The sequence below is a fragment of the Halocynthiibacter sp. SDUM655004 genome (genome assembly GCF_026015885.1).
GTDB classification, from domain to species: Bacteria; Pseudomonadota; Alphaproteobacteria; order Rhodobacterales; family Rhodobacteraceae; genus Falsihalocynthiibacter; species Falsihalocynthiibacter halioticoli.
On the sequence record NZ_JAPDUG010000001.1, the window covers coordinates 160,680 to 176,192 of the forward strand.

General features: G+C 48.8%; 20 protein-coding genes. 12 read left to right on the plus strand and 8 right to left on the minus strand.

Features of this window, described 5'->3' with window-relative positions; genetic code table 11:
* The first annotated feature begins 29 nt into the window (after positions 1–29).
* The 3 genes from flaF to N9C89_RS00745 are packed head-to-tail and all read left to right on the plus strand — an operon-like array spanning position 30 to position 1,623.
* A complete protein-coding gene (gene flaF / locus N9C89_RS00735; protein WP_263951895.1) occupies positions 30–407 on the plus strand; it encodes a flagellar biosynthesis regulator FlaF in 378 nt (125 codons plus the stop codon).
* On the plus strand, positions 404–811 hold the full coding sequence (flbT, locus tag N9C89_RS00740) for a flagellar biosynthesis repressor FlbT (protein ID WP_263951896.1): 408 nt from the start codon (positions 404–406) through the stop codon (positions 809–811). The genes flaF and flbT overlap by 4 nt, the downstream gene beginning before the upstream one ends.
* On the plus strand, positions 808–1,623 hold the full coding sequence (locus N9C89_RS00745) for a DUF1217 domain-containing protein (protein WP_263951897.1): 816 nt from the start codon (positions 808–810) through the stop codon (positions 1,621–1,623). The genes flbT and N9C89_RS00745 overlap by 4 nt, the downstream gene beginning before the upstream one ends.
* Before the next feature lie 31 nt (positions 1,624–1,654).
* Here the strand turns inward: N9C89_RS00745 and N9C89_RS00750 are convergent, their stop codons facing one another.
* A complete protein-coding gene (locus N9C89_RS00750; RefSeq protein WP_263951898.1) occupies positions 1,655–2,980 on the minus strand; it encodes a FliI/YscN family ATPase in 1,326 nt (441 codons plus the stop codon).
* 82 nt (positions 2,981–3,062) lie between these two features.
* Here N9C89_RS00750 and N9C89_RS00755 point away from each other — a divergent pair, with 82 nt between their 5' ends.
* From N9C89_RS00755 to N9C89_RS00795, 9 genes are read left to right on the plus strand one after another with little or no spacing between them, the layout of a single operon-like run.
* Positions 3,063–3,446: a FlgB family protein gene (locus tag N9C89_RS00755; protein ID WP_263951899.1), complete on the plus strand. Its 384-nt coding sequence runs from the start codon at positions 3,063–3,065 to the stop codon at positions 3,444–3,446.
* A gap of 16 nt (positions 3,447–3,462) precedes the next feature.
* A complete protein-coding gene (flgC, locus tag N9C89_RS00760; protein WP_263951900.1) occupies positions 3,463–3,855 on the plus strand; it encodes a flagellar basal body rod protein FlgC in 393 nt (130 codons plus the stop codon).
* A gap of 12 nt (positions 3,856–3,867) precedes the next feature.
* On the plus strand, positions 3,868–4,158 hold the full coding sequence (gene fliE / locus N9C89_RS00765; protein WP_263951901.1) for a flagellar hook-basal body complex protein FliE: 291 nt from the start codon (positions 3,868–3,870) through the stop codon (positions 4,156–4,158).
* Between the two features lie 2 nt (positions 4,159–4,160).
* Entirely contained in the window at positions 4,161–4,427 is a 267-nt protein-coding gene (locus tag N9C89_RS00770; protein WP_263951902.1) for a flagellar biosynthetic protein FliQ, read from the plus strand.
* 3 nt (positions 4,428–4,430) lie between these two features.
* Complete coding sequence (locus tag N9C89_RS00775; RefSeq protein WP_263951903.1) at positions 4,431–5,144, plus strand: flagellar hook-basal body complex protein; 714 nt, start codon at positions 4,431–4,433, stop codon at positions 5,142–5,144.
* A 15-nt stretch (positions 5,145–5,159) separates the two neighbouring features.
* Entirely contained in the window at positions 5,160–5,945 is a 786-nt protein-coding gene (gene flgG / locus N9C89_RS00780; protein WP_263951904.1) for a flagellar basal-body rod protein FlgG, read from the plus strand.
* Complete coding sequence (flgA, locus tag N9C89_RS00785) at positions 5,945–6,364, plus strand: flagellar basal body P-ring formation chaperone FlgA (RefSeq protein WP_263951905.1); 420 nt, start codon at positions 5,945–5,947, stop codon at positions 6,362–6,364. Before flgG ends, flgA begins: the two co-directional genes overlap by 1 nt.
* A gap of 7 nt (positions 6,365–6,371) precedes the next feature.
* The gene (gene flgH, locus N9C89_RS00790; protein ID WP_263951906.1) at positions 6,372–7,097 is read left to right on the plus strand and encodes a flagellar basal body L-ring protein FlgH; all 726 of its coding nucleotides are present in this window, start codon (positions 6,372–6,374) and stop codon (positions 7,095–7,097) included.
* An 8-nt stretch (positions 7,098–7,105) separates the two neighbouring features.
* The gene (locus N9C89_RS00795) at positions 7,106–7,594 is read left to right on the plus strand and encodes a flagellar basal body-associated FliL family protein (RefSeq protein ID WP_263951907.1); all 489 of its coding nucleotides are present in this window, start codon (positions 7,106–7,108) and stop codon (positions 7,592–7,594) included.
* Here N9C89_RS00795 and N9C89_RS00800 read toward each other — a convergent pair.
* The 7 genes from N9C89_RS00800 to motA are packed head-to-tail and all read right to left on the minus strand — an operon-like array spanning position 7,591 to position 15,509.
* Positions 7,591–7,941, minus strand: coding sequence for a hypothetical protein (locus tag N9C89_RS00800; protein ID WP_263951908.1), 351 nt, complete (start codon positions 7,939–7,941; stop codon positions 7,591–7,593). The genes N9C89_RS00795 and N9C89_RS00800 overlap by 4 nt on opposite strands.
* Positions 7,938–9,008 (minus strand): flagellar biosynthesis protein FlhB, encoded by a 1,071-nt coding sequence (locus N9C89_RS00805; RefSeq protein ID WP_263951909.1) that lies wholly within the window; start codon positions 9,006–9,008, stop codon positions 7,938–7,940. Before N9C89_RS00805 ends, N9C89_RS00800 begins: the two co-directional genes overlap by 4 nt.
* Positions 9,005–9,775, minus strand: a complete 771-nt coding sequence (locus tag N9C89_RS00810) for a flagellar biosynthetic protein FliR (protein WP_263951910.1) — start codon at positions 9,773–9,775, stop codon at positions 9,005–9,007. Before N9C89_RS00810 ends, N9C89_RS00805 begins: the two co-directional genes overlap by 4 nt.
* Positions 9,772–11,862, minus strand: coding sequence for a flagellar biosynthesis protein FlhA (gene flhA, locus N9C89_RS00815; protein ID WP_263951911.1), 2,091 nt, complete (start codon positions 11,860–11,862; stop codon positions 9,772–9,774). The genes N9C89_RS00810 and flhA overlap by 4 nt, the downstream gene beginning before the upstream one ends.
* A 10-nt stretch (positions 11,863–11,872) precedes the next feature.
* Entirely contained in the window at positions 11,873–12,640 is a 768-nt protein-coding gene (locus N9C89_RS00820) for a lytic transglycosylase domain-containing protein (protein ID WP_263951912.1), read from the minus strand.
* 50 nt (positions 12,641–12,690) lie between these two features.
* Positions 12,691–14,643: a hypothetical protein gene (locus N9C89_RS00825; RefSeq protein ID WP_263951913.1), complete on the minus strand. Its 1,953-nt coding sequence runs from the start codon at positions 14,641–14,643 to the stop codon at positions 12,691–12,693.
* Positions 14,640–15,509 carry a flagellar motor stator protein MotA gene (gene motA / locus N9C89_RS00830; protein WP_263951914.1) on the minus strand — a complete coding sequence of 290 codons (870 nt, stop codon included), beginning with the start codon at positions 15,507–15,509 and terminating at the stop codon, positions 14,640–14,642. Before motA ends, N9C89_RS00825 begins: the two co-directional genes overlap by 4 nt.
* Between the last annotated feature and the right edge of the window lie 4 nt (positions 15,510–15,513).

Here is a 15,513-nt window from a genome sequence, read left to right on the forward strand (position 1 = left end):
ATGAAATTGTTCAATCGGAAGGATTCGGAGTGAACGCAATTCAAAAGGCGCAGTCCGCCTATGGAACAACTCGAGAGACAATAAGAACGCCTAAAAGCATTGAGTTTGAAGCTTTTGCACGTATTTCACACAGTTTGAAATCCGCCGAAGAAAAAGGCAAAAAAGGGTTCAATTCTCTTGTTCAAGCTCTAGACACAAACCGGAAACTTTGGACGATACTCGCCGCTGATGTTGCCGAGGAAAAAAACCCTCTGCCTCAAGAGCTTAAAGCAAGAATTTTTTATCTTGCCGAGTTTACCAATCTACATACGCGGAAGGTGCTCAAGCGAGAGGCATCAGCTCAAGTTCTAATTGAAATTAATATGTCGATAATGCGTGGCCTAAAAGCGGGAGCAGCGAACCAATGAGTGGACTTGTACTTAAGCTCGGACCGAAAGAAAGAGTGCTGATAAATGGTGCGGTAATCGAAAATGGCGAGAGGCGGTCGCGTTTGTCAATTGTAACGCCAAACGCCAATATTCTTCGACTTAAAGACGCTATTCATCCAGAGGACGCAAACACACCTGTCCGGCGCGTTTGCTACATCGCGCAACTGGTTTTGTCCGGTGATGCCGAGCCAGATGACGCCAAGTTGCAAATTCTCAGAGGAGTCGAGCAATTAAGCCAAGTACTGACCGATATTGATAGCCGCGAACAATTAACGAACGCTACAAATGCTGTGCTCGACGGGCGTTTCTATTTTGCACTCAAATCCTTGAGAGCTCTTTTGCCAAGAGAAGATAGGCTATTCGCCGCATCAAAAGCATCATGACATTCCAAGCCATTATTCCTGTAGGTGGATATGCAGGATGGAAATTTCTTGAGAGGACAAGAGAAGATCAGTCCCAACTCATGAATAAGTCACCTGTTTTGGCGCGCGAGGTGAAGTACTTCGAAGAAAAAATAGGCAGCGTAAAAAATGCCCAGGACCTAATTAGAGATCACACTCTGTTAAAGGTCTCGCTTGGAGCATTCGGGTTATCCGAGGATATTCCGAATAAAGCTTTCATTCGAAAGGTGCTCGAAGAAGGATCGGCTGCGGAAGGAGCTTTTGCAAATAGGTTGTCGGATAAGCGCTACTTTGAGCTAACAAAAGCCTTTGGATTCGATCAACAGGTTCCCAACACACAGAAAAGCAGTTTCGCAGAGCAAATCGTAAGTGCATATCAAAAACAAAGTTTTGAAACTGCGGTGGGCGAGCAAGACCAGAATATGCGATTAGGGCTAACGGTTCAGCGCAAATTAACTGAAATTGCGTCGAGCGACAAAAGTGAGAAGGCCAAATGGTTTTTGGTCATGGGAAGCCCGCCGCTAAGAGAAGTTTTTGAGACGGCGTTCAACTTACCAAAGTCCTTTGGAACTTTAGATTTGGATAAGCAACTCGAAGTTTTTTCAGAGAAAGCAGCCAAGTCGTTTGCGTCACCGAACCTCTCTCAGTTTGCAGACAAAGAAGCGCGCGATGAGCTTATTCAAAAGTTCCTAATCAATTCGCAAATCAAGCAGGCGAACCAATCGTTTAACGCTCAATCAACTGCTTTGCAGTTGCTGCAAGCCTCCAGTAGTCGCGGCCTTCTCGGCTATTGATGCGGACTTAAGATATGGGGAGCCCAACATTTCATTCCATAGTCGAACCAATGCAATTTCTAAGCTGTTCAAAACTGTTTTCAATTCCTTGTGCATCCGCCGACCCAATGAATTCGTCTAACGTTGGCCAGATTGAAATAGCTTCATCAATGAGTGGATCAGAACCCTTCGCATATAAGCCTGCTTGGATCATCGCTTCTGATCTTTCATAGGCTCCGAGAAGTTGGCGTGTTCTTTGAATAAGTTTGTTCTCATTGTCGTTCGCTGCGGATGGCAAACTACGTGAAACAGATCGAAGTAAATTAACAGCAGGATATCTTCCACGTTCAGCGATTTCTCGGTCTAGGATCACGTGCCCATCAAGCACCCCTCGCATTATGTCGGCGATTGGTTCTTCCATATTGGACCCTGCCACTAACACGGTGAAGATCGCCGTAATGTCGCCGTCGCCAACCTTTCCTGGTCCGGCTCTTTCGGAAAGTGACATGATCGCGTGTGACATCGACGCGGGATATCCATGGAGCGAGGCATTCTCACCAGCGGCCAGTGCAACTTCGCGATGAGCTTCCGCGAAGCGTGTAATTGAATCGACCAAAAGCAAAACCTGAAGCCCTAGATCACGGAAATACTCAGCAACCGTCATTGCTGTAAAGACACATTTGCGCCGCGTTAGAGGCGACTGATCTGATGTTGCGGCGATTAGAACCGCCTTATCGAGACCTTCTTTGCCAAGACCGTTTTCGATAAATTCACGAACTTCTCTTCCGCGTTCGCCAACCAGTGCAATTATCACCACATCGGCCGACATTCCTTTTGCAAGTTGGGATAGGAGTGTTGATTTGCCAACGCCAGATCCGGCGAATAGTCCCATGCGTTGCCCGCGCACAATTGGAAGTAGTGTGTTAAAAACCGCGAGGCCAGTCTCCATACGTTCGCCAAGCGCTTTTCTTTTTGTGGGCGATGGCGGAGCCCCATGAATAGGGCGCTTGTTTGGCCCTTGATGTAATTTTCGACCATCAAGCGGTTGACCAAATGGATCAATGACGCGTCCAATCCATGACGTGCTCGGAGACAATTGAAATGATCCAGAATGCAAAACACGATCACCAATTCGAATGCCATCAACATTCTCGGCTAAAAGCATTTTCGCCCGGCCGGGTGTAACGACCAGCACTTCTCCTTCAACAGATGTCCCGCATTTACGGACAACCGTGATGCTATCTCCAACACTTACATGATCTGATAAGCCTGCCACCCAAACGGTGTTTTGCGAAATTTCGAGAACACGCCCAACTGCGCGTGAAAGCTGAAGCTCTTCAATTTGTGAGGTAAGCGAATTCAGTTGCTCGAGCGACATTCTGTTCTCCTTTTGATCACTAAACCCTTTCTAAAGGAATCAGGGTTAAGAGTTGGTTGAAGCCGATCAAGGGAGAAGCCCTGTGTTTGAAAACATATCAGTTCTTCGCATGTCTCAAGCGATGACCAACCACGCATCTACGCGGCAATCCGTGATTGCTGAGAATGTAGCTCATGCGGATACGCCAGCTTATAAAGCTAAGACGGTTAAACCTTTCGCTGAGCTCTATGGAAGCAGTAGCGATACGCAGTTGAAATCAACACGCTCTGGGCATCTGGATTTCCAACATTCACCGACTTCTGTACAGGATGCGATTGTTCCATCCGAAGCTGAAGCGTCCCCCAATGGAAATAACGTCGGTCTTGAGCGAGAGCTGATGAATGCCAGCATTGCGCGGCATGATTTTGACACGGCGATCGCGATCTACAAGTCCACGCTTAACGTTCTTCGAACGAGCATTCGCTAGGAAAGGGACGAGCTAGATGAGTGATCTATTAAAAACAATGACCCTTTCAAGCAGTGGCATGCAAGCGCAGGCTAGCAGGCTGAGGCATGTGTCAGAAAATATCGCAAACTCGGATACGCCAGGCTATCGACGGAAAACCATTTCGTTCGAGGAGATTGCGGGGAAAAGCGCAGCGGCTGGTGGCGTGCAAATTGGAGCAGTGCAACTGGATAAAACTGAGCTGCAACGAGTTTACGATCCCTCTCACCCGCTCGCAGATGTTTCAGGTCACTACGAAGGCTCGAATGTCGAGCTAATTGTTGAAGTTGCAGATGCACGAGAGGCGCAACGTTCATACGAGGCGAATTTGAAGATGTTCGATCAAGCACGGCAAATGTCGTCGGCCTTGCTCGACCTACTCCGTCGATAAAGGAGAGTTTTTATGAATATCAACACAACTTTGGCCGCGCAAAATTACAACGCAATGCGTACGGCGACGGCGCCGAAACCAGCTTCGGGTGAAACCTCTGGTTCGTTTACGAAAGTTGCGCAAGATTTTGCAACCACGCTGGTCAACAGTGAAGAGCAAGCTAAAGCGGCGATGACGAGCGGAGCAGACCCGAACTCTCTTGTTCAGGCGCTCGCGCAGACCGAACTTGCAGTCGAAACAGCTGTGAGCGTGCGAGATAGGGTCGTTGAGGCATATCAGGAAATTCTACGGATGCCGGTGTAATCATGGATGAATTTCAGATCTACGATACGCTACGGCAGGGGCTTTGGATCGCAGTTGTTATTTCAACGCCTATTCTTGTCGTTGCATTGGTCGCTGGCTTGATTATCGGCCTATTCCAAGCTCTCACATCTATTCAGGAAATGACGCTGACTTTTGTGCCCAAACTGGGCGCGATGCTCGTCGTGTTTTGGATGACAATGGGGTTTATGACCGAAACGTTGGTTTCGTTCTTTAAAAGCGGCCTCGTTCCACTGATTGCGGGAGTGTAGCCAATGGACAATGCAAGTTATACCGCGCTCACTCGGCAAACAGGCTTGCGGAAAGAAATGCAAGCGGTTGCCAACAATATTGCGAACCTTTCGACCACTGGATTTCGCAAAGAAGGCGTCGTGTTCGCGGAACATATCAAGGCCCTTGATCCAGAAAGCGAAAGCCTGTCGATGGCCCATGCGAGTGTCGCCAGAACAGATTTTTCGCAAGGGGCACTGAAGCAAACCAACGGAACGTTCGATCTCGCCATCGAGGGAAACGGGTTTTTCCTAGTCGAAACGGAGGGTGGACAACGGTTGTCTCGTGGTGGGGCATTTCTTGCCAATAGCGAGGGGGATTTGGTGACACCTGATGGCGCGCGAGTCCTCGACGCGGGTCAAGCACCGATATTTGTGCCTCCGGATGCCTTGGAAATTAGCATAGGCAGCGACGGTACGTTGACCGCAGACGGTCGCCCAATATCCCAGATCGGGGTGTTCGAACCAACTGAAACCAACAGCCTATCCCGTGAAAATGGTGTTCGCTTCGCATTTGAGGGCGATCTTCGGCCGCAAACCGAAAGTCAGGTTCTTCAGGGATTTGTCGAGGATTCAAATGTAAATCCAATCATAGAAGTGTCTCGGATGATCGAGGTCCAGCGCGCTTACGAACAGGGGCAGAACTTTCTGGAAAAAGAAGATGAGCGCATTCGTTCTGTTCTGAGAACTCTCGGCTAATCGAAAGGGAAACACATGCGAGCTTTAGCAATTGCCGCGACCGGTATGTCTGCCCAACAGATGCGGGTTGAAACGATCTCCAATAACTTGGCGAATATGAACACTACCGGGTACAACGCGCGCCGCGCGGAGTTTGCGGACCTACATTACCAACAGCAAACACGGGCTGGAACGATCGTTTCCTCGGATGGGACTGCGCTTCCAACCGGCGTACAGCTTGGGCTTGGCGTTCGTCCAACTGCAGTTACGGTTCAACTTGCGCAAGGGTCGCTTGCTGAAACTGGCGGTGATCTTGACCTCGCCATCGAGGGGGCTGGATACCTTGAAGTTACGCTCCCATCCGGCGTTTCAGCTTACACTCGCGACGGTGGTTTACACCGCTCCGCTGAAGGTTTGATTGTTACGTCAGACGGCTATCCCGTGGTGCCGGACATAACCATTCCAGATGATGCTCGCAGTATTTCAATCAACGCGGAGGGCGAAGTTTATGCATATTTTTCAGATCGTGTTGAGCCAGAAGTGCTGGGTCAGTTCACGCTAGCTGGTTTTTCAAATCCGAAAGGTCTTGAGGCCATTGGTTCGAACCTTTTTCTTGAATCTGCGGCATCTGGCCAAGCTAACATTTCGGTACCAGGGGAAGACGGAATAGGAACTCTGCGCCAGGGTTATCTCGAGTCGTCTTCGGTTGATGCTGTTCGAGAAGTGACTGAACTTATTGAAGCCCAACGAGGCTATGAGCTAAACGCCAAAGTGCTTACCGCCGCTGATCAGATGCTTAGCGCAACTTCACAGGTGCGATAATGAGGCTGCTCATGTTCATTGCCGCAACTCTATTTAGCGCTGACGTTGCGAGTTCTGATATTCTTGTTGCGGCGAGAACGCTCAGAAGCGGCGACATAATCGAGGCAAGCGATTACGCCATTGCCGAGGGCAATGTTGCCGGCGCGATTGATGCAGCAACAAACATCGCAGGGCTTGAAGCTAAAACTGCAATTTATGCTGGCCAGCCAATCCAAGCGGGTTCTATCGGCGCACCTACTGTCGTTGCCCGAAACCAGCCAGTTTTGCTGATTTATTCCCAAGGTGGAATCTTCATTGCTACCGAAGCGCGCGCGCTCGGTCGGGGCGGCGCCGGAGATTCAATTAAGGTCATGAATTTGGCGTCGCGGTCGACGGTTCTGGGCGTTGTTCAGACGGATGGAAGTGTCAAAGTTAAATAGGATGATTATGAAAAAAGTACTGATTTCTGCCGGTTTTCTCTGTGGCGCTGTAGCCTGTTCACCGTTGGAGGAAGTTGGGCGTGCTCCCGACTTTACCAATTCCGTTACCGGCCCAGAATACAATGCAATGATGTCGCCTGGATTTCCGGCAACGGTTGACCGCAGCCGCAAAGACATCGCCTCGCTTTGGAGCAGAGAGCAGCAATCGCTTCTTGGAGATCGAAGAGCGCTGAAGCGGGGAGATATTCTCACTGTTGTAATTGAGATAGATGAGAAAGCAGAAATTTCCAATTCCACCGAACGGAGCCGTGATGGGCAGAAGTCTATGGGGATCCCTTCGTTCTTTGGGTTGCCCCAACGTGCAAACGAGTTGCTTCCTGTTGGGGCAAACATGGCAAACGCAGTTGAAACGAACTCGTCTACCTCGCACCAAGGCGACGGCCAAGTGAAGCGCAAAGAGAAAATCACGCTTCGAGTCGCGGCTACCGTCGTTGATGTTCTACAAAACGGCGTTTTGGCAATTCAGGGATCGCAAGAAGTTCGGGTCAATTTCGAAATTCGGGAATTGCTTGTTTCTGGTTATGTTCGACCTGGAGACATCACGCGCCAAAACCAAATTACCTATGACAAAATCGCGTCGGCCCGCATTTCATACGGCGGCCGCGGTCAAATTACGACGGTTCAGCAGCCCGCATACGGTCAGCAGATAGCCGATATTGTGTTACCATTTTGAGGCGCGCGATGAAGTTCCTACTACCAATAATATTGTGTCTATTTGGAATTGCGGTGGGTTTTGGCTCTTCTAAAGCGGTTCCACTGATGCAGGCAGCATTGAATGATGAATGCACATTGGACACAACGGAAACTCACCCATTGGAGGTGGCTGAAATTGAAAGCACCTCAAGCGAGTACTTAAAACTTAGTAACCAGTTTGTTGTTCCTATTGTTCGTGAAAATGATGTGGGAGCATTGGCGGTTCTTTCGCTGAGTCTTGAGGTGAAAGAGGGGCAGAAAGAAGCTGTATTTGAAATGGAGCCAAAAATCCGCAATGAGCTTCTGGCAGTACTTTTTGATCATGCGAATGAAGGTGGCTTTGACGGGCAATTTGCTTCGCGCAACAATCTCGACCTTCTGCAAACTAGGTTGCTTGCGTCGGTTAGAGAGGCAACAGACAATCAAGTTACCGATGTTCTTATCACCGATATCGTTAGGCAGAACATATCGAACTAGCGACTATTCTTCGATTTTGAAAGCGACTTAAGAGCTTGAGTTTGCCCAAAAGCCTTGGCCGCTTTGTTTTTCTGGGCATCAATCTCGGCCATAATATTTGAACGCTCTGTGTTTATCTCCACCGCGCGCATTGATCGCCAGTCGTTCCACCTCGAACTGAGTTCACAGTAAGCGATGGTGGTTTCGATATCGGTGTCTGTCCCGTAACAAGCTGCAGATTGAGCTAGAGACGTGAACTCTTCCGATAGAATTTGGTTAGCACTTTCCAATGCTTTTAACTTGCCGAGCTCGGTGTCGAGTTTGAGCTTTGCAAGAATCTTGAGTTTTTCTAGGTTGCGCCGCTTCATGTAAGGTTTCCTGCTTTCTTTCGAACGCTCTCTGCGAAACGGATCGCAAGCGCAACGGCCTCGTAGTGTTCCGCATGGACTTCTTCGCCAAGTTCGACAGTAGCATAGATGGCGCGGGTTGCGGGCGGGTCTCGGTGGATTGGGACGCCGTTCTCGATCGCTGTTTCGCGGATTCTCATTGCAACTTCATCTACTCCCTTTGCAACGCAGACCGGAGCGCCTCCGCTCTTTTTGTTCCAAACTAACGCAACAGCGAAATGGGTAGGGTTAACCAGCACAACATCAGCCTTTGGTACTTCTATCATCATTTTATTGAGTGCAATTTCCTGCCCTCGCTGACGACGCTGCCCTTTTTGATGTGGGTCGCCTTCGGAATTCTTCTGTTCGTCTGTTAGTTCTTTCCGAGACATCATGTTTTTCCGGTGATGTTCTTTGTACTGGAACAGATAATCAACTACGCCGATACAAACGGAAATCAACACTACGACCACAACAAATTGGACTATCAGCGACATCATTCCAATGATTGCTTGCTGCGCGGAGAGGTTTGCGATTGATAGAATTACAGCGCGCTTCTTCGCTAGAAATACGCCGAGAATAATTGAAACCAGCACCAGTTTTGCTGTGCTTTTGCCAAACTCAAATAACCCTGAACGACCAAACTTATTCTTCAAGTTCGACAGCGGAGAGATTTTGGACAGTTTGGGTTCGAGTTTTGCTGGCGCAAAAACAAAGCCTTTCTGAAAGAATACGACACCAATAACCATCACTACGGGCAAGACGAAAAGAGGGGCTAACGGAAACAGTGATGAAGCAATTGCTCCGGTCAAACTCGCAGTTGTCGTTGCAGCTACGAAGTTTTGTGGAGAATGCAGTAATATGGAAAGTGCCGCCGCTGAGCGCGGAATTGCATTTGGCCCGAACACAAACAACGCAATTAGAAAACCTGTAAAAGACGCAGCTGTTATCAAATCCGTTGAGCGCGGAATCTCACCTTTCTTTCGAGCGTCATCCAGCTTCTGCTGAGACGCTTCATATTGTTTTTCACCTTCGTCGTTTTGGCTCATTGAGGTTTCAAAAACGGATTAAAAAGAGTTTCAGAAAATGCTGCCCACCAAAGGGAGATAATTGCGGGCGAGATCAGCAGAAGAAGCACAATTCCTCCTAAGGTGATCGCTGGTGCACCGACCATCGCGACCATCAACTGTGGCATCGCACGGTTAATGACGCCGATTGCAACGTTGTAGAGGAGAGAAGCAGCGAGAAACGGAGATGAAAGGACAAAGGCGAGCGAAAATGCTCTGGCGATGTGACTAACACCTAAGTTGGTAAGATTTTCACCAGATGGAAGCTGCCCAATGGGTAAAACAGTATAGGAGAGTATGAACGCTTCGATAACGAGAAGATGAAATCCGTTTGCGAGCGCCACCGAGAGCCCCCCCCAGAACAACAAGTGCCCGATGGCGGGCTGTGGCTCCGATGATGCCGTGCCAAACATTTGCGAAAGCGAAATCGATTGAGCAACAATCGCACCAATCATTTGAAGTGCGAAGACGAATGAACGAAGAATTATGCCCAAGGACAGTCCGGCAACTATTTCGACGGCTACTTCAACAATCCCAATTTCCGCAAACGCTTGGTGCTCTGCAAACAAGATTGAATATACCGGTACAGTGAATGCTAGCGATAGGCCCAGACGTATTCGCATTGGAATTGCTTGCTCACCGAATGCTGGCAGTAGTGCCATTGTTGCGCCGACTCGCAGGAAAGTAAGGAAAAATGACGTAACAATCGCCTGATTTTGAGCTAAGAGTATGGAAAGGTCGGCTGTCATTTCGTGACAAACCCAACAAGCGCTGGTTTGGCGTCTGTTCCAATTTCCTCAAATGAAAGGACTGGGTTTGAGATGCCTTTGGCGGTCAGAACGGTTCTGAGGAAACGCCGCCGCATTCTTGAAGTTACGATTGCTGGGAACGCTCCGTTTTCTCCGGCGCGGGCGACTTTCTGAGCAATTCCATCAGCCAGAGAATTGAATTCGTCAGGAGGAAGGGCAACGTCTATTTGCCCTCGATCACCCTCGATTTGATACTGATTGAAGGTCGCTTCCCATTCCGGAGCGAGTTGGACAAGAGGGATTGAGCCATCGTCGCGGCGAATCTCAGAGACGAGTTGAAAGCCAAGCCGCTGGCGGACGTGTTCTGTAATGCCTTCGCTTTTTTGATACACAGGTCGAGCTTCAGAGATGGCTTCCAGAATGAGTGCAAGATTACGTACAGAAACTTGCTCTTCGAGCAGCTGGCGCATCACGCTAAGCAGAAGATCCACGGGCACTTTTTCGGGAATGAGTTCGTCAAGTAGCTGCTGATTTGCGCGCGCGCGAGATTCGTCTGAAAGATTTGTGAATTCCTCAAGTATGCGACGAAGAGCTTTCAGCGTTAGAAGCCGCGGGAAGTTGCTCTTAATTGTTTCTAAAAGGTGTGTGGCGAGCACTTCGCTGGGGGACACAATTGTGATGCCTGACGTGGCAACAGCCTCTTGATTCTCGGAGTTTATCCAGCGGGCCGGAGCGCCGTATACAGGTTCCTTTACATTGGTGCCTGCTTCCAGAAGATCTTGGTTGTCGGCCAGCAATGCGAGAACCTTGTCTTGCTCAACTCGGTCGCTTGCTTGTTCGACACCTTGAATTTTGATGATGTAGGTACCGTTTGGAAGCGTAGCGTTATCAGAAAGCCGTATTTCGGGAAGAACCAAACCGTAGACGGTTGCAATATGTTTGCGCATATTCTCGATTCTGACGTCGAGTCCTGTTGCTGGGTCGAGCACCATATTTATGAGATCGGGCGCAAATTCTATATGGATGTCATCAAGATCCAACAAATCCCCTAGCGATTTTTCAGCAGCGACCTGTTCGGCGTTGTTTTCGGAAGTGATTTCATCGGCCTGGGCTTTGTTTTTCGTATAAACAAACCAAGATGCAGAACCAAGCAAAGCCGCGCCGAGCATAAATGGGAGAAATGGAAGCCCCGGAACCAGAGCAAATACGCCCATAAGGAAAGCGACGGTCGCGAGCGCAGAGTGGTGGCGTCCGAGTTGTGAGAAAATTGCGAGATCTGTTGAGCCCGTTGCTCCGCCGCGTGCAAGCAAGAGTGCCGAGGCGATAGAGATTATGACGGCTGGAATCTGTGAAACCAAGCCATCTCCGACTGTTAGTATTGCGTAGGTCTCTAGGGCTTGCCCCGCTGGCATTTTGTGAACAACCAAGCCCATTACAAGCCCCATCACTAGATTGAGCAGTGTAATGAGAAGCCCTGCAACAGCATCGCCTTTCACAAATTTTGACGCACCATCGAGAGACCCAAAGAAGGTTGTTTCGGCTTGGTCGTTCTCACGGCGGGCTTTCGCCTCGGCGTGGCTTATTGCTCCTGCGGACATGTCTGCATCGATGGCCAGTTGTTTGCCGGGCATCGCGTCCAATGCAAACCGCGCTCCCACTTCAGCCATTCGGCCTGCGCCTTTAGTGATGACGATGAAGTTGACAATGAGAAGAACACCAAAAACGACTAACCCCAAGAAAACGCTGCCGCTCATTATGAAGCTTGCAAAGCCTTGAATCACATTGCCGGCTGCGTTCGCACCGGTATGCCCCTGGCCGATGATGAGCTTGGTCGATGACACATTGAGCGACAAACGCAGCATGAGTGATGCTAACAGAACCGTCGGAAACGCTGAGAAATCCAAGGGGCGTTCGATGAATAGGGTGACCGTAAACATCAATATCGCAAGAGCAAACGAAGCAGCTAATCCAACGTCGAGAACCCAAGAAGGGACGGGCAAAATCATCATTACGATAACTGCCATCAAGGCCAAAGCCAGCAGTACCGTTGGGCTGAATAGCAAAGGAATCTGGTTCGAGAAACGCATTTTGGATGACCTAATTGCTTGCTATGAAACGCGATGTTTGTCGCTCGCCCATTGGTACGAGGGAGCCGAGTACTGGTAGTTGATCTGTTTGTTGTAGAAGCGGGAACAGGTTCTCGTTTGCGACTACGCTGTTGCTGTCCTGTTCTTCGGAATGGGTCTCCGTTATGGCATCTTTAGGTAGCGAACTCTTTATACGTTTGAAGCGTTTTTTGTATTTGTTGGCAAACTCGGGTGTACGTGAGTGGTATGCGCCGGCAGCGTCTTCCCAGTTGCCCATTTCCTGATAGAGATCTTTCAGAAACCGCGCCGCGTATATCGCGTTTTTCTCCGGGTCGAACATTTCTTGGATCGAAGAGAAATTGTGGCCGTGCCATCTGTAGTTAATTTGAAAACAACCAATGTCGAAACTGCGCGCGCCACCTAGATAACTATCTTGAACATAGTCGAAAGCTTGGTTTCTTGAATCGAACCAGACACCTTTGCCTTCCATATTTACTGTCCAGGGCCAGGGCGAAAAGCTTCCGTTTTTCTTCCGGCCTGTCTCGGCTAGCGAAATAGAATATAGGACTTCTACCGGTACACCTGTTTTATTTGCAGCGGCAAGCGTCGCATCTGAACATACCGAGTTTTGTGAGTTGTTTAGACTTGCGTGGCCTGCAAACGGGGCAGCGAAGGCCAGCAGTACTCCAAGAATAGCTTGAAGCGCGCGTCGCTGGACACGAACAAAAATTTTGTCATTTTGGAGGCTGCCAAGAGCCTTGCAATTCTTGCATCTCATTCTCCCAAAATACAGATCGAACCTTAAGCAAAGGTTAGTGCTGCTGGCTGCTATTTCACGGTGATTGAGTTAGACATTCCACTCAATCTCTCACGGTCTTCGCGACTATTTTGAAGAAGCTGCGCTGCGAATGTAGGGGTGATTTGGCTCTGAGGTGTATCGTTAACAACTTCGACGGTATGTGTTTCGATTTGGGAATCGGCTCGTCGCCCATTGCTGGGCATCTCTCGGTTGCCCCAATCTCGAGTTCTTTCCGCTGTAGGCTTCACTGTGCCTGTTTGTCTCAGCTGAGATTCGTGCGTTATGAACCCAAGTGCGGTGAGCCTCTCGGAGATCTTTTTTTGTAGATTCGGAGGTAGATCGCTGCGCTCTTCCAATGCGCTTTCGCTCAGTTGAAATAGTAGAAACTCCTCGGTCTCTGCGTCAATGTTTGCTTGGAAAATACGCTCAATTAGGCTTGGTTTATACGGACTAAGCAGATTGAATTGGTTGCTCTTCAGCGCAGTTTCGAGCGCGAACTCAAAGTCATTTTGATTTATCAACGCTTCAACTAAGACTTCTTTTGTGTAGCGTCCAATTTCCGTTTCGCGGAATTCTAGATCAATACTTTCCAGGAACACTAGTTCGCTTGCGGCAACCGATTGGGGTTTTGAAAAGTCGCTTACAATTGATTTGAGAGCGCTTGCTTCAAGCTCCCCAAGCTCACGAGCTACTTTTTCACTTATCAAAGGGAAGTAATTGTCATCGCCGTAGCTGACAGCGCCTTCTAGCTCGACATTGTATAACGCTGAGATTTTCTTTTGAAGGTGCTCAGGTAGTAATGCGAACTGCCTTTTCATTTCTTCTGTTTTAATTCTCGGTTCGTTGCGCCCAAGGCTCGTCCAGAAAAGCAATCGTATGCCGCAATTCGCTGGTAAGTTTGCGGTTAGCTCATCGTTTGGATTCTTCCCAGTTAGCCTTTGCGCAATTAGGCTAAGCACGACTCTAGAGTTAAATTTTTGACTTTTCGGTTCGAGTAGCCCTAAGGCTTCAGATCCTAACCCAGCATAGATATGTGCTTTAATCTGCTTTAGTTTGTTACTCTCAGTTGATTCTATTTGGACTGCATGATTGGCTTTGCGTAGATTTTCTAACGGGTCCTCAACTGTCGCCCAGTTGTTTAAGTTAAAATCAAAATCGCAGAATGGCTTTTTATGAAATTTTGATGCATTTGCATGTTGCAAGGGGTCATGGATTTCAGACTGTAGTTGTGTGGGAGTAGTAGAGCGCGGGGCCTCTTCCTGAATTGAATTATTCCTTCGCACTGGGTGTGCGTTGGTGTCTAATTTGACGGCCGCGTCGGGTTTCATCTCTGGTATCGGCTCAATTTCCACGAAACCGTGATTTACAACTCGACCTAGTTCGGTAAGCAATTGTCGCTCAAAATTTGAAGACTGTGCGGCCAAACTTGATGGCCTATCTTTTGCAATTTTGTCGGGTTTGTTTGGATTGATTGAATTTACTATTAGTTTGCCGCTAAGTATTTGGGCTTGAGGCCGCAGTAGAGCCATTTGGGTTATTGCGTAGCCCAATGCAGTTTTAATTCCACCAACTAGCGAAGCGACCTCTTTGTTGTCTTCTGAATTGTTATGTGCAGACCTAGTTGGTTCTTCGCTAAATACGTCTAACACGAGCCTATCGCCCTCCAGCTCAAACGCTTCTGTCTTGCATTCACAATTCAAACGCAGCGATAGGGCTTGTTTGTTCGCATCAAAACTAACATCTGCAATGCGTGTGCGAGGTATGCGATCAAATACTTTGTTTGTAAGTATCGATAGGTCTTTGGATTCAAAGTGAAGCGCGTAACCGCTTTCCACTTTGTGCAGGCTCCAATCAACTTCTTTGGAAAAGTCCAGAACCAGCCTAGAAAAATCTTTGTGCTCGCCAGACCGTACGACAATCGTTTCGGCGGCGAGCGGGACGCCCAAAAACAAAAGCGCGAGGATTAATCCAAAGCGTTTCATACCGCGATCGACTTAACTTCTTTAAGCGCCTCTTCTAGCTCTCCAAAACTTGGGCGACTGTGGCTTGGGGTGTTTTGCCGCCCGACCTCGATGCAAATATTTGTGGCGTGGTTGTGCAAGTTGGCAACGAGCACATCCTTTATCAGGCTGTAGAAATGTGCATCTTCTTCGACGACCGATTGAACCTTTGCTGCAAAGGGGCCCATCAACCCATAAGCGAGAAAGACGCCGAGAAAGGTCCCGACAAGTGCGCCGCCGATCAGTTTCCCAAGTATTTCAGGGGGTTGATCAATCGATGCCATTGTTTTGATAACACCAAGAACCGCGGCAACAATGCCAAGCGCAGGCAACCCATCTGCAAGCGCCTGAAGGGCGTGACTTCCATGCATTGCGTGTTGAAAATTTGCGTCTATGCGCTTCTCCAATACGTCCTCAACTTGATGCGGATCATCGTAGTTCATCGAGGCAGAACGCAATGTGTCGCAGATCAAGCCGATTGCCTCTGCGTCGGCGAGAATGCGCGGGTAGCGTGTAAATATTTCGGATGTTTCTGGTGCTTCGATGTGTTCTTCGAGTGCAACTGAGTTTTGCCGTGCGAGTCTAATGAGCTCAAATAACAAGCAAAGTAGATCGCGGTAATCATTGTGTTTCCAGCGTGTGCCGCGAAAGACTTTTAGAACGTCAGATAATGTGGATTTCGCCCCAGAAGAATCATTCGAGATGAGGAATGCACCAACACCCGCACCGCCGATCATCATCAACTCAAAAGGTAATGAATGAAGGATTATCGACATCTTGCCACCAGCGGCTAAATAGCCACCAAAGACCATGACGAAAATCACGACAATGCCTATTATTCCAAGCATTTAC

Excerpts from the sequence above, each read along its gene's own strand:
- motA (WP_263951914.1), bottom strand. The coding sequence starts at position 15,509 with ATGCTTGGAATAATAGGCATTGTCGTGATTTTCGTCATGGTCTTTGGT.
- N9C89_RS00810 (WP_263951910.1), bottom strand. The coding sequence starts at position 9,775 with ATGACAGCCGACCTTTCCATACTCTTAGCTCAAAATCAGGCGATTGTT.
- N9C89_RS00775 (WP_263951903.1), top strand. The coding sequence starts at position 4,431 with ATGGACAATGCAAGTTATACCGCGCTCACTCGGCAAACAGGCTTGCGG.
- N9C89_RS00825 (WP_263951913.1), bottom strand. The coding sequence starts at position 14,643 with ATGAAACGCTTTGGATTAATCCTCGCGCTTTTGTTTTTGGGCGTCCCG.
- flhA (WP_263951911.1), bottom strand. The coding sequence starts at position 11,862 with ATGCGTTTCTCGAACCAGATTCCTTTGCTATTCAGCCCAACGGTACTG.
- flgC (WP_263951900.1), top strand. The coding sequence starts at position 3,463 with ATGAGTGATCTATTAAAAACAATGACCCTTTCAAGCAGTGGCATGCAA.
- N9C89_RS00750 (WP_263951898.1), bottom strand. The coding sequence starts at position 2,980 with ATGTCGCTCGAGCAACTGAATTCGCTTACCTCACAAATTGAAGAGCTT.
- N9C89_RS00800 (WP_263951908.1), bottom strand. The coding sequence starts at position 7,941 with ATGAAGCGGCGCAACCTAGAAAAACTCAAGATTCTTGCAAAGCTCAAA.
- flbT (WP_263951896.1), top strand. The coding sequence starts at position 404 with ATGAGTGGACTTGTACTTAAGCTCGGACCGAAAGAAAGAGTGCTGATA.
- N9C89_RS00805 (WP_263951909.1), bottom strand. The coding sequence starts at position 9,008 with ATGAGCCAAAACGACGAAGGTGAAAAACAATATGAAGCGTCTCAGCAG.
- fliE (WP_263951901.1), top strand. The coding sequence starts at position 3,868 with ATGAATATCAACACAACTTTGGCCGCGCAAAATTACAACGCAATGCGT.
- N9C89_RS00820 (WP_263951912.1), bottom strand. The coding sequence starts at position 12,640 with ATGAGATGCAAGAATTGCAAGGCTCTTGGCAGCCTCCAAAATGACAAA.
- N9C89_RS00770 (WP_263951902.1), top strand. The coding sequence starts at position 4,161 with ATGGATGAATTTCAGATCTACGATACGCTACGGCAGGGGCTTTGGATC.
- N9C89_RS00795 (WP_263951907.1), top strand. The coding sequence starts at position 7,106 with ATGAAGTTCCTACTACCAATAATATTGTGTCTATTTGGAATTGCGGTG.
- N9C89_RS00745 (WP_263951897.1), top strand. The coding sequence starts at position 808 with ATGACATTCCAAGCCATTATTCCTGTAGGTGGATATGCAGGATGGAAA.
- flgG (WP_263951904.1), top strand. The coding sequence starts at position 5,160 with ATGCGAGCTTTAGCAATTGCCGCGACCGGTATGTCTGCCCAACAGATG.
- flgH (WP_263951906.1), top strand. The coding sequence starts at position 6,372 with ATGAAAAAAGTACTGATTTCTGCCGGTTTTCTCTGTGGCGCTGTAGCC.
- flgA (WP_263951905.1), top strand. The coding sequence starts at position 5,945 with ATGAGGCTGCTCATGTTCATTGCCGCAACTCTATTTAGCGCTGACGTT.